Annotated in this window: 11 protein-coding genes and 2 tRNA genes; 7 read left to right on the forward strand and 6 right to left on the reverse strand. The window is 48.7% G+C overall.

Annotated elements, in window-relative coordinates:
- Positions 1 to 19 precede the first annotated feature (19 nt).
- The 5 genes from FEK46_RS03375 to ydhT all read left to right on the forward strand — a co-directional run bounded on the left by FEK46_RS03375 (position 20) and on the right by ydhT (position 5,115).
- The gene (locus FEK46_RS03375; RefSeq protein ID WP_135559536.1) at positions 20 to 2,122 is read left to right on the forward strand and encodes an aldehyde ferredoxin oxidoreductase; all 2,103 of its coding nucleotides are present in this window, start codon (positions 20 to 22) and stop codon (positions 2,120 to 2,122) included.
- A 12-nt stretch (positions 2,123 to 2,134) separates the two neighbouring features.
- Positions 2,135 to 2,785: a YdhW family putative oxidoreductase system protein gene (locus FEK46_RS03380; RefSeq protein WP_131161190.1), complete on the forward strand. Its 651-nt coding sequence runs from the start codon at positions 2,135 to 2,137 to the stop codon at positions 2,783 to 2,785.
- Between the two features lie 63 nt (positions 2,786 to 2,848).
- Complete coding sequence (locus tag FEK46_RS03385; RefSeq protein ID WP_135559537.1) at positions 2,849 to 3,517, forward strand: 4Fe-4S dicluster domain-containing protein; 669 nt, start codon at positions 2,849 to 2,851, stop codon at positions 3,515 to 3,517.
- Entirely contained in the window at positions 3,514 to 4,299 is a 786-nt protein-coding gene (phsC, locus tag FEK46_RS03390; protein ID WP_130259825.1) for a thiosulfate reductase cytochrome B subunit, read from the forward strand. Before FEK46_RS03385 ends, phsC begins: the two co-directional genes overlap by 4 nt.
- Before the next feature lie 3 nt (positions 4,300 to 4,302).
- Positions 4,303 to 5,115, forward strand: coding sequence for a protein YdhT (gene ydhT / locus FEK46_RS03395; protein ID WP_135559538.1), 813 nt, complete (start codon positions 4,303 to 4,305; stop codon positions 5,113 to 5,115).
- A 10-nt stretch (positions 5,116 to 5,125) separates the two neighbouring features.
- Here ydhT and FEK46_RS03400 read toward each other — a convergent pair whose 3' ends face one another.
- The 4 genes from FEK46_RS03400 to FEK46_RS03415 all read right to left on the reverse strand — a co-directional run bounded on the left by FEK46_RS03400 (position 5,126) and on the right by FEK46_RS03415 (position 7,432).
- Entirely contained in the window at positions 5,126 to 6,730 is a 1,605-nt protein-coding gene (locus FEK46_RS03400) for an FAD-NAD(P)-binding protein (protein WP_135559539.1), read from the reverse strand.
- Positions 6,731 to 6,855: 125 nt separating this feature from the next.
- A complete protein-coding gene (locus tag FEK46_RS03405; RefSeq protein WP_130208210.1) occupies positions 6,856 to 7,161 on the reverse strand; it encodes a monooxygenase in 306 nt (101 codons plus the stop codon).
- Positions 7,162 to 7,274: 113 nt separating this feature from the next.
- A tRNA-Val gene (locus FEK46_RS03410) sits at positions 7,275 to 7,351 on the reverse strand.
- A 4-nt stretch (positions 7,352 to 7,355) separates the two neighbouring features.
- A tRNA-Val gene (locus tag FEK46_RS03415) sits at positions 7,356 to 7,432 on the reverse strand.
- A gap of 308 nt (positions 7,433 to 7,740) precedes the next feature.
- On the opposite strand from FEK46_RS03415, the gene FEK46_RS03420 reads away from it, so the two are divergent.
- Complete coding sequence (locus FEK46_RS03420; protein ID WP_131161195.1) at positions 7,741 to 8,997, forward strand: AIDA repeat-containing protein; 1,257 nt, start codon at positions 7,741 to 7,743, stop codon at positions 8,995 to 8,997.
- Between the two features lie 38 nt (positions 8,998 to 9,035).
- Here the strand turns inward: FEK46_RS03420 and mdtK are convergent, their stop codons facing one another.
- Complete coding sequence (mdtK, locus tag FEK46_RS03425; protein ID WP_131161196.1) at positions 9,036 to 10,409, reverse strand: multidrug efflux MATE transporter MdtK; 1,374 nt, start codon at positions 10,407 to 10,409, stop codon at positions 9,036 to 9,038.
- 215 nt (positions 10,410 to 10,624) lie between these two features.
- Here mdtK and FEK46_RS03430 point away from each other — a divergent pair, with 215 nt between their 5' ends.
- Positions 10,625 to 11,242: a riboflavin synthase gene (locus tag FEK46_RS03430; RefSeq protein WP_064530047.1), complete on the forward strand. Its 618-nt coding sequence runs from the start codon at positions 10,625 to 10,627 to the stop codon at positions 11,240 to 11,242.
- Between the two features lie 51 nt (positions 11,243 to 11,293).
- Here FEK46_RS03430 and cfa read toward each other — a convergent pair whose 3' ends face one another.
- Positions 11,294 to 12,442, reverse strand: coding sequence for a cyclopropane fatty acyl phospholipid synthase (gene cfa, locus FEK46_RS03435; RefSeq protein WP_130208204.1), 1,149 nt, complete (start codon positions 12,440 to 12,442; stop codon positions 11,294 to 11,296).
- Positions 12,443 to 12,564 lie beyond the last annotated feature (122 nt).

Below are 12,564 nucleotides of genomic sequence, written 5' to 3' on the forward strand. Positions count from 1 at the left end.
TCTTGCAAAGGAAAAAATCATGGCTAACGGTTGGACTGGTAATATATTAAGAGTCAATCTTACGACAGGAAATATTACCCTCGAAGATTCCAGTAAGTTTAAAGATTTTGTCGGTGGTATGGGCTTTGGCTACAAAATTATGTATGACGAAGTACCTCCAGGCACCAAACCTTTCGATGAAGCAAATAAATTAGTTTTTGCTACGGGGCCGTTGACAGGGTCTGGTGCACCCTGTAGTTCTCGCGTAAATATCACATCACTTTCCACATTTACCAAAGGAAATTTAGTCGTCGACGCTCATATGGGCGGTTTTTTTGCTGCACAAATGAAATTCGCCGGATACGACGTCATTATTATCGAGGGTAAAGCGAAATCACCGGTCTGGCTAAATATAAAAGATGACAAAGTTAGCCTGGAGAAAGCCGATTTCTTGTGGGGAAAAGGGACGCGTGCAACCACGGAAGAAATTTGCCGTTTAACCAGCCCTGAAACCTGTGTAGCGGCTATTGGTCAGGCGGGTGAAAATCTTGTGCCTCTCTCTGGCATGCTGAATAGTCGTAACCACAGTGGCGGCGCGGGAACTGGCGCAATAATGGGCTCCAAAAACCTGAAAGCGATTGCGGTTGAAGGGACAAAAGGAGTCAACATTGCCGATCGCCAGGAGATGAAACGGCTCAATGACTATATGATGACCGAACTTATTGGCGCTAATAACAATCATGTCGTGCCAAGTACGCCGCAATCGTGGGCAGAGTACTCTGATCCCAAGTCGCGCTGGACAGCTCGTAAAGGGCTGTTTTGGGGCGCAGCGGAAGGCGGCCCGATTGAAACAGGAGAAATCCCTCCTGGCAATCAAAACACGGTCGGTTTCCGCACCTATAAATCTGTCTTTGATTTAGGTCCGGCAGCAGAGAAATACACCGTCAAAATGAGTGGCTGCCACTCATGTCCAATTCGTTGTATGACCCAGATGAACATTCCTCGGGTTAAAGAGTTTGGTGTACCCAGTACAGGTGGCAACACCTGTGTCGCTAACTTTGTCCACACCACCATCTTCCCGAACGGGCCGAAAGATTTTGAAGATAAAGATGATGGCCGGGTGATTGGTAATCTGGTCGGTCTGAATCTGTTCGATGACTACGGGCTGTGGTGTAACTACGGGCAGTTGCATCGCGACTTTACCTATTGTTACAGCAAAGGCGTGTTTAAGCGCGTTCTGCCTGCTGAAGAGTATGCGGAAATTCGTTGGGATCAACTGGAAGCTGGCGACGTTAATTTCATTAAAGATTTTTACTATCGTCTGGCGCACCGTGTGGGTGAGTTGAGTCACCTGGCTGATGGCTCGTATGCCATTGCTGAACGCTGGAATTTGGGTGAAGAGTACTGGGGCTACGCAAAAAATAAACTCTGGTCGCCGTTTGGTTATCCGGTTCACCATGCCAATGAAGCATCGGCACAGGTCGGCTCTATCGTTAACTGCATGTTCAACCGTGACTGTATGACGCATACGCACATCAACTTTATCGGCTCCGGTTTGCCGTTGAAACTGCAGCGTGAAGTGGCAAAAGAGCTTTTTGGCTCTGAAGATGCTTACGATGAAACCAAAAACTACACGCCGATCAATGACGCAAAAATTAAATATGCCAAATGGTCGCTGTTGCGGGTTTGTTTGCATAACGCCGTCACCCTGTGCAACTGGGTCTGGCCAATGACCGTTTCGCCACTGAAAAGCCGCAATTATCGTGGCGACCTTGCGCTAGAAGCCAAATTCTTTAAAGCAATCACTGGCGAAGATATGACGCAGGAAAAATTAGATTTAGCTGCTGAGCGTATCTTTACGTTACATCGTGCCTACACGGTAAAACTGATGCAAACCAAAGATATGCGCAATGAGCATGACCTGATCTGTTCCTGGGTATTTGATAAAGATCCGCAGATTCCGGTCTTCAGTGAAGGTACTGACAAAATGGACCGCGATGATATGCACCAGTCACTCACGCTGTTCTACAAGGAAATGGGCTGGGACCCACTGCTTGGTTGTCCAACGCGAGAAACGCTTCATCGACTCGGGCTGGAAGATATTGCCGCCGATCTGGCGACACACAACCGGCTACCAGCATAAGGAACCGGCGTAATGAGCCAGCAGGAGGAAATGACACAACTGGAAGCGCCTGATATTGACGTGACTAAGCGTCACTGGTTGCACAGTATGCGTCAGCCCGATGACACGGCGAACGATGCGGTTACAGGGCCTGAACCGGCTGAAATTCTGGCGGAGTTTATCCGCCAGCATTCGACGGCGGGTCAACTGGTTGCACGCGCCGTGTTCCTGTCGCCGCCATATACGGTTGCTGAAGAGGATCTTTCTGCATTGCTGGAAAGCATACGGCAGAGTTCAGACTTCGCAGATATCGCCTGTATGACGGGCAGTAAAGATGATTATTACTACTCAACGCAAACCATGAGCGAAAACTATGCCGCTATGTCTTTGCAGGTTGTTGAGCAGGACATCTGTCGGGCCATTGCACATGCCGTTCGCTTCGAATGCCAGACGTATCCCCGGCCTTATAAGGTCGCCATGCTGACGCAAGCGCCATATTACTACCAGGAAGCGCAGATTGAAGCCGCGCTCGCCGCGATGGATATCGCTCCTGAGTATGCCGATATACGCCAGGTGACGTCATCGACGGCTGTGTTGTACCTGTTTAGCGAGCGTTTTATGAGCTATGGCAAAGCTTATGGCTTATGTGAATGGTTCGAGGTTGAGCAGTTTCAGAATCCCTGAAGTTTCAGGGAGATATCATGGATAGGGTGGACAGTCGCAGCCACAGCATTAGAGGATAATAAGATGTCCTTCACTCGACGCAAATTTGTTCTGGGGATGGGAACGGTACTCTTTTTTACCGGTTCAGCACCTTCTTTGTTAGCGAACACCAGACAAGGAAAGGAAGTTCGATATGCCATGATTCACGATGAATCGCGGTGCAATGGCTGTAATATTTGCGCCAGAGCATGCCGTAAAACTAACCATGTACCGGCACAGGGAAGTCGTTTGTCTATCGCGCATATCCCGGTCACCGATAACAATAACGAAACGCTGTATCACTTTTTTCGCCAGTCATGCCAGCACTGTGAAGATGCTCCTTGCATCGACGTTTGCCCCACAGGGGCATCGTGGCATGATGAACAGGGGATCGTGCGGGTAGAAAAATCACAATGCATTGGCTGTAGCTACTGCATCGGCGCATGCCCGTATCAGGTTCGTTACCTTAATCCACTTACCAAAGTGGCGGATAAATGTGATTTCTGTGCTGAGTCACGGCTGGCAAAAGGTTTTCCGCCCATCTGCGTTAGCGCCTGTCCGGAACATGCGTTGATCTTTGGTCGCGAAGATAGCCCAGAAATTCAGGCGTGGTTACAGGAAAATAAATACTATCAATATCAGCTGCCTGGTGCCGGGAAACCGCATCTGTATCGCCGGTTCGGTCAACATTTGATTAAAAAGGAAAATGTATGAACCCGTCGCAAAATGCTGAACAATTTCATAACCAGTTGGCAAACTATGTACCGCAGTTTTCTCCCGAATTTTGGCCTGTGTGGTTGGTCATTGCCGGGCTGCTGCTGGTCGGGATGTGGTTAGTGTTGGGGCTTCACGCCTTACTTCGCGCTCGTGGTAAAAAGAAATCCTCCACTGGTCATGGCGAGAAGGTTTATCTCTACAGCAAGGCGGTGAGATTATGGCACTGGTCGAATGCGTTACTCTTTGTCTTGTTGCTGGCAAGTGGGCTAATCAATCACTTTGCGCTGGTGGGCGTTGCTGCAGTCAAAAGTCTGGTTGCCGTACATGAAGTTTGTGGATTCCTGCTACTGGCATGCTGGCTTGGCTTTGTTCTCATTAATGCCGTTGGGGGTAATGGTCATCACTACATTATCCGTCGTCAGGGCTGGCTGGGGCGAGCGGCTAAACAAACGCGGTTTTATCTGCTTGGAATTATGCAAGGGGAAGATCATCCATTTCCTGCAACAACACAGTCTAAATTCAATCCATTGCAGCAGGCCGCCTATGTTGGTGTGATGTATGGATTGCTGCCGCTGTTATTGTTGACGGGGCTGCTATGCCTTTACCCGCAAACCGTGGGGGACGTGTTCCCTGGCGTAAGATACTGGTTATTGCAGGCGCATTTTGCTCTGGCAGTTATAAGCCTCTTTTTTATCTTCGGCCATCTCTATCTTTGCACCACGGGGCGTACTCCGCACGAAACTTTTAAATGTATGGTCGATGGCTATCACCGGCATTAACGAATGATCATTACACGAGCTGATCTGCGAGAGTGGCGTGTAGGCGCGGTTATGTACCGCTGGTTTCTGCGCCGTTTTCCGCAAGGTGGAATTTATGCCGATATACACCACGCCCTGATTGGCGAAGGATTTACTGACTGGGCGGAAAGTCTGGTTGAGTACGCCTGGAAAAAATGGCTGGCAGACGAAAATTTCGCCCGTCAGGAAGTTTCCTCAATGCAAAAACTGGCCAAAGGTCCCGTAGAGATACCCTTTTGCAGTCAGTTCGCCCGGGCCGACGATCACGCACGCGTCGGCTGTTGTAAGGATAACGCCAGAATCGCCACCGTGGGGTATGCTGCGCAAATTGCCAGCGTGGGTTATAACGTGCGGATTGGCAGTGTCGGCTTTAACAGCCATATCGGTAGCTCAGGTGAACGTGCTCGTGTTGCTGTAACCGGTAATTCCTCGCGGATAAGCAGCGCCGGAGACAGCAGTCGTATTGCGAATACCGGAATGCGAGTACGCGTTTGTACATTGGGTGAACGGTGTCATGTCGCCAGTAATGGCGATCTGGTGCAAATCGCCAGCTTTGGCGCAAACGCCAGGATTGCCAACAGCGGCGATAACGTTCATATCATCGCCAGCGGTGAAAATTCAACGGTAGTGAGTACGGGCGTGGTGGATTCAATTATTCTCGGGCCAGGAGGCAGCGCCGCGCTGGCGTATCATGACGGCGAAAGAGTGCGCTTTGCCGTAGCCGTTGAAGGTGAAAGTAATATTCGCGCTGGAGTTCGCTATCGTCTGAATGAGCAGCATCAATTTGTGGAATGCTGACTCTTTTACCTTAATCAAACGACAGACGTCGGCGTGCGCGGGATGCTGGCTTAACGACGGCCTGCGCCATAGCCTCGCCAATTTCAGCACAAGCCGTAAGCCCCTGAACGAAAGGCCGATCGTGCATTAGCCAGGGCAACGCGCCGAACGCCACGCGACCACGAACTTCTTCCGGTTGCTGTAGCGTATAATCTTCACCGATATCAGGGATTTCATCGCCTGTTTTCTGTAGCTGTGCACGTAGTCCAGGGAAAGGAATGTCTTTCACTTTGAGCGGGCGCTGCCCACGAGCATCAATAAAAACGTCAAACGAGTAGCTGTTGTCCGCTGTTTTCAGCATTGTGTGCGTTTTGTCGATTTCCATATCGTATTCCTCACCGAGAGCGAGAATATGGATAATTCCCGCCTCGCGCAAAGCCAGTAAGCGCTTTATAGATTCAGAAGGAATAGCTGCATAATTGTCGATAAATACTCTGGCAAGGCCTTTACTGAACCGTTTATGGTCGTGCTCATTCAGATGCGGAACAATTTCCTGTACGGCTTCATGCAGGCGAAGAATGACATAACGCCAGGGAACGGTATGTTTTTCACGTTTATTTCGCTCGACTTCTGCTAAGTTTTTTTCTGCCCAGGCAAATGGGTCATGCTGTTTACGGTCAGCAAACCAGGCCAGCGCGAAGGTATCGACATTCAGGTCCTCTATCGCAATATGTTGGCTCCAGTCAGGATCAGCCGTAGTAATCTCTTTCACTATAAGTTTAAATACCCGGTCCAGAAGACCCTGTGTACCTTTTTCAATTTCCGCGTTCAGGGAATGTTCAGTGACAATGCGTAGAGGTTCGTAGGGAATAGGACAATAGAAATCGGCTTCTGGCAAAATGCCTGTGCGTGACATCAATGTAATACTGAGTTTTTCACTGTCGCTATCGCGCTGAAACAGAATGTGTTGATTATCCTTTTCGATAAAGGAACCATGCTGGATAGCAACCGCCATTGCGGCATCCAGCCCGCTCAAGGATGTTCCCATAATGCCCACGCGACAGGCTTCAATTTTCGCTTCCATTAACCCTGACCACGGGCTGGGGAAATATGTTCGGCTTGCTTGTTCTTCGTCAGGCCAGACGTGACCGGTGGCTATTACGGCTAAATCAAACGTCTCAACTGGCAAATCCCGAACTGTGAAGATAAGCACGCCAGAGTCTGTGACTTGCAGATCAGTCACCTGGCAAGATTCATAAACGTTGATTTCAAATTGCTGCTGCCGAGCTTGTTCTACCAACCGTAAAAAGCGATCACGGAAATATTCTCCTAACAAAATCCTCGGCAAAAACTGGCGATCGTGCAAGCTTTCCTTTTTAACGCCATAACGTTGCAGATGGCTGGCATCTTGCTCTTGCAACCATTCCAGATAAGTACAATAAATCGGCGGTATTTCAATGCTGGCAATATTTGCCAGCATCATTTTAGAGTTTTCTTCATCATTGTACGGCATACCGACACCCGCCTCGTCGGCTTGCTCGAAGAGAGAAATGGAGAGTGGCGTTTGTTGCTGCAAAAGCGAGAGGAAAGTGTAGATCCCTGTTGGTCCGGTACCCACAATGGCAATTTTTTTCATTGTTACTTACCTGTATGCATTTTTTTGAATTTGGTGTTATCAGGTAAGTGTGGTGGAAATATTTAGAAAAGGAGAAATTTCAGACGGGGACGAAAAGGGCGCGTATCGCCCTTCATTAATCTGTGTCAGGCCAGTTTTGCCTGATTGATTTGACTCAGTGACTCATTGACATCGAAAACTTTGGCAATAACTTCTGCGACACCAAGATTTTTCAGGCGGGCAGTATGTTTGTCCAGATAAGCCAGGGCGCTTTTTTCATCGGTAAAAAGGTAGATCCCACCGGCTTCATGGTTCTTTTCACTTTCTGTCCACACCTTCCACAGAAAACCGGGTTCCTGATTAATCGACTCGGCAAGCGGTTTTAGTTGCTCAGCCATTTCGTCGCCAAAGGGGCCATTAAAAGCAAAATGAAGTTGTAATAAAGTTGCCATAGCTATTCTCCTTCTGATAACGCATACGAGGATAGTGTAAATCTTTTAACGTATTGGATACAGAGAAGAAGCAGGAGAAACAAAAGAGAAGAGAAGACCAGACTAAGAAAATCTGGTGCGTCCGAGTGGACTCGAACCACCGACCCCCACCATGTCAAGGTGGTGCTCTAACCAACTGAGCTACGGACGCAGGATGGTGCGTTCAATTGGACTCGAACCAACGACCCCCACCATGTCAAGGTGGTGCTCTAACCAACTGAGCTATGAACGCAACGTTGTAGGTGACAACGGGGACGAATATTAGCGGCAGAGCGTGAAGGTGGCAAGAGGCAAATCGTAATTTTCTGCGCTATTTCTATCGTTTGCAGAGCTTTTAAGCAAATTGGCGATATTTTGTTGATTTGCAAGGGCGATTTTTGGCCAGAGATCATATTTAGATTTGATACAGCCGATTATCCCTCGACTCACAATGTAAAACAGAGACTTTGCCACCATATCAATTCTATCGTGGATAAATCCTTCGTAGCCTTTACACTTAGGTAGCGATAAAGGCACACAGATGCAGCATAGGAATAAGTCATGGGATCTGATGCAAAAAACTTGATTAGCGACGGGAAAGTGCAAATTGTTCATGCTGGAGACGTTATCGGCGCGACTCAACTTACTGATGGCGAGTTGATTGTTGAGGCAGGCGGAAGAGCAGAAAATACCGTGGTCACAGACGCTGGCTGGCTGAAAGTTGAAACTGGTGGAATCGCCAAATGTACACAGTACAGCAACAATGGCACGTTATCAGTCGGTGACGGCGCAATAGCCACTGACATTGTTCAGTCAGACGGTGGAGCGATTAGCCTCTCAACGCTCGCGACTGTTAATGGCCGCCATCCCGAAGGTGAATTTAGCGTTGATCAGGGCTATGCCTGCGGTTTATTGCTGGAGAATGGCGGTAATCTGCGGGTACTGGAGGGCCATCGAGCGGAAAAAATCATTCTGGATCAGGATGGTGGTTTGTTGGTCAACGGAACAGCATCAGCAGTTGTTGTCGATGAAGGTGGTGAACTGTTGGTTTACCCTGGTGGAGAAGCCATCAATGGTGAGATAAACCACGGTGGCGTTTTTATGCTGGCAGGTAAAGCCAGTGATACGCTGATTGCGGGTGGCACCATGAATAATCTCGGCGGCGAAGACATTCATACCATCGTTGAGAATGGCGCCGTTTATCGCCTGGGGACAGACGGTCTGCAACTCTACAGTTCTGGTAAGACTAAAAACCTGACAGTTAAAACCGGTGGGCGGGCTGAAGTGCATGCCGGTACGCTGGAAAATGCAGTGGTACAAAGTGGGACAGTGATTGTGATGTCTCCCACCAGTGCGGATGAAAAATTCGTCGTAGAAGAAGACTGTGCTCCGGTTGAACTTACGGGGAGCGTTGCATTACAGGACGGCGCTTCTATGATTGTTGGCTATGGCGCTGATCTGAAACAATCAACGATTACGGTCCAGCAGGAAGGCATGTTGATCCTCGATGGCAGCACGGTTAAAGGTGACAATGTCACTTTCTATGTTGGCAACCTGAATCTCGATGGTGGAAAAGTGTGGCTGATAACGTCAACAGCAACGTCTGTGCAGTTGAAGGTGAAACGTCTGCGAGGAGAAGGAACGATTTGCCTGCAAACCAGTGCGAAAGAAATTTCTCCAGAATTCATCAGTGTGAAAGGGGAAGTCAGCGGTGATATTCACGTTGAGATAACGGATGCCAGTCGGCAGCCTATTTGCAGCGCACTTAAATTGCAGCCGGACGAAGATGGCATTGGCGCAACGCTCCAGCCAGCCTAAAATTAAGGCGCAATCTTTGCGGATTGCGCCTCATTTTTTTATCGAGATGCACGTTGCAAAATGATAGCCGATGGTAGACGTTGCAAGAAACGCATACGTAGCATCATCATAATGGCAGCAGAAGTCAGACCGATAATAAAGCCTATCCAGAAACCTGCCGGCCCCATCGGCTCAACTACCAGATTGGTCAATGCCAGAATATAGCCACTTGGTAAGCCCAACACCCAATACGCGATAAAGGTAATGTAAAAAATAGATCGCGTATCTTTATAACCACGCAAAATCCCGCTACCGATTACCTGTATCGAGTCAGAAATCTGATACACCGCCGCCAGCAACATGAGGTGAGCAGCCAGTGTCACAACTTCTGGATTATCGTTATACAGAAGAGCGATCTGCTCCCGCAGCGAGATTGTGAAAATTGCCGTCATCGTTGCCATACAGACGCCAACCATAAGCCCGGTTCGTGCAGCAGTTTGCGCATCCTGCGTGGAACCCTGACCCAGACGATAACCCACACGGATAGTCACAGCCGCTGCCAGCGACATCGGAAGAACGAACATCAGCGAACTAAAGTTCAGGGCAATCTGGTGGCCTGCCACATCGACAATACCGAGCGGAGATACCAACAGCGCAACCACCGCAAACAGTGTTACTTCAAAGAACAGGGCCAGCGCGATAGGTAAACCCAGTTGCACAAGTCTTTTCATTACCGCCGGATCTGGTTTAGCGGTGCCTTTTTCGTTGCGGATATCGCGCATAGAACGGGCATGCTTAATATAGGAAACCATAGCAAGGAACATTACCCAGTACACCGCCGCAGTCGCCACACCACAGCCGACGCCACCGAGTTCAGGCATACCGAAGTGACCGTAAATGAAGATATAGTTAACAGGAATGTTCACCAGCAGGCCAATAAAGCCCATTACCATGCCCGGCTTGGTTTTTGCCAAACCTTCACACTGGTTACGAGCGACCTGGAAGAACAGATAGCCCGGAGCCCCCCACAATAGTGCACGCAGATAACCCACTGCTTTATCGGCGAGGGCCGGATCGATATTTTGCATGGAGCGGATGATATACCCCGCATTCCACAGCACCAGCATAATAAGCACGGAGACGAAACCGGCCAGCCAGAAACCTTGTCGCACCTGATGCGCAATACGTTCACGGCGACCGGAACCATTCAATTGCGCGATGACTGGCGTCATTGCCAGCAGCAGTCCGTGACCGAAAAGAATCGCCGGGAGCCAGATAGAAGTACCAATGGCGACTGCCGCCATGTCGGTGGCGCTATAGCCGCCCGCCATGACGGTATCGACAAAACCCATCGCTGTTTGGGCGATTTGCGCGAGAATCACCGGGATTGCTAATGCTAATAACAGACGCGCTTCACTAATGTATTTCTGCACGTGAACACCTTTTATATTGTTGTTATATGAGAGACTAAAAAACCGCCTGAATGGGCAGCAAAAAGAAGAAGCAGGGGAAATTCAGTCTATTGTAGCGAGGATTTATTAATTCTCCAGTGAAAAAATAACCACTCAATCCCCTTTACTGGTAAGGACGTTTCCCACCTGCTATTGTGCTGAACAGAATGTCCTAACTGATTTCAGGAGTTGTAAGTATGTTTACGGGGATAGTGCAGGGCACCGCGAAGTTGGTGTCGATTGACGAGAAAGCAAATTTTCGAACCCATGTAGTGGAATTACCTGATTACATGTTGGATGGTCTGGAGACAGGTGCTTCAGTCGCGCATAACGGTTGCTGCCTGACCGTAACGGAAATTAACGGCAACCGTATCAGTTTTGATCTGATGAAAGAAACGTTACGAATAACAAACCTTGGCGATTTAAACGTTGGGGATTGGGTAAACGTAGAACGCGCGGCGAAATTCAGCGATGAAATCGGCGGACATTTAATGTCAGGTCATATTATGACCACCGCAGAAGTATCGAAAATAATAACATCAGAAAATAACCACCAGATCTGGTTCAAAGTACAGGATGAGCAGTTAATGAAATATATCCTGTATAAAGGGTTTATTGGTATTGATGGCATCAGTCTGACGGTTGGTGAAGTGACAGCGACCCGCTTTTGTGTGCATTTAATTCCGGAAACGCTGGAACGTACCACTCTCGGTAAGAAAAAACTCGGTGCACGCGTCAATATCGAAATCGATCCTCAAACTCAGGCCGTGGTAGATACTGTTGAACGTGTGTTGGCGGCACGGGAAAAGAAATAAAGCTGCGTTTGAAATGACATCGCCCCCAAAATGGGGGCGATGAAATAATACTTAACGCGCCACGCGAAGGCCGCTTTCGACCCCACGTGAGAACACCACTTGCCAGAGCTGGATATCACGGGCGCGGAAGGCACCAGCGCAAGCATTCAGATAATACGTAAACATCCGTTTAAAGCGTTCACTGTAGTTATCGGCAATTTCCGGCCAGGCGGCGAGGAATCGTTCATACCAGGCCATCAACGTAGTGTCATAGTCAGCGCCAAAGTTATGCCAGTCTTCCATCACAAAGTGTGGTTCACTGGATTGCGCAATCTGGCGAACAGAAGGCAGGCAACCATTCGGGAAAATATATTTGTTAATCCACGGGTCAACATTCAGATCGGTTTTTTTCGAGCCGATAGTATGTAGCAGGAAAATCCCTTCTGGCTTCAGATTACGATCCACCACCTCAAAATAGGTATCGTAATTTTTCGGTCCGACGTGCTCGAACATACCAACCGAAACAATACGGTCAAACTGGTCGTTCAGGTCACGGTAATCCTGTAGCAAAATGGTGACATCCAGACCTGCGCAGCGTTCCTGGGCCATTTTCTGTTGTTCGGCAGAAATCGTGACACCAACCACACTTACGTCATAATTAGACGCCATGTAATGCGCCAGCCCGCCCCAACCGCAGCCGATATCCAGAACCCGCATGCCCGGTTTTAACTGCAATTTTTCACAAATCATTTTGAGCTTCGCTTGTTGGGCAGATTCCAGATTATAGGCATCTTTCCAGTAAGCGCAGGAATACTGCATGAAGGGATCCAGCATACGGCTGAACAGGTCATTACCAAGGTCGTAATGCTCTTTACCTACTATCCAGGCACGTTTTTTACTTTGCAGATTGAAGAGCCGTGCGCCAGCAATGCGCAGTGTGTCTTTGAAATGATGGGGGAGTTGGTTTTCAAGCCCAGCGCGTAAGACTTTGCTAAAAAACATATCCAGTCGGTCACATTCCCACCAGCCATCCATATAACTTTCGCCTAACCCCAACGATCCTTCCTGTAGAACGCGTTTGAAAAAATCGGGGTTTTTAACTCGAATATCTGCCGGGGCAGAGCCATTAATGGCGATGCCTGCACGGCTAAGTAATTCGTTGGCGATACGGTACCAGTTGTCATCCGGTACGCTGACTTCTTCTATACACGATGAACTCATAGTTTCTCCATCACTGGTCGGTGATCAGAACCTTAAAACAGCGTAGACGCTTTTTGGGCTTTGTGAGAAATCTCGCAGGAAAACCGCGAGTCTATAATCCGACGTAGAACAGAGGAAAGGAG

The organism is Escherichia sp. E4736, from assembly GCF_005781225.1.
Classification (GTDB): domain Bacteria; phylum Pseudomonadota; class Gammaproteobacteria; order Enterobacterales; family Enterobacteriaceae; genus Escherichia.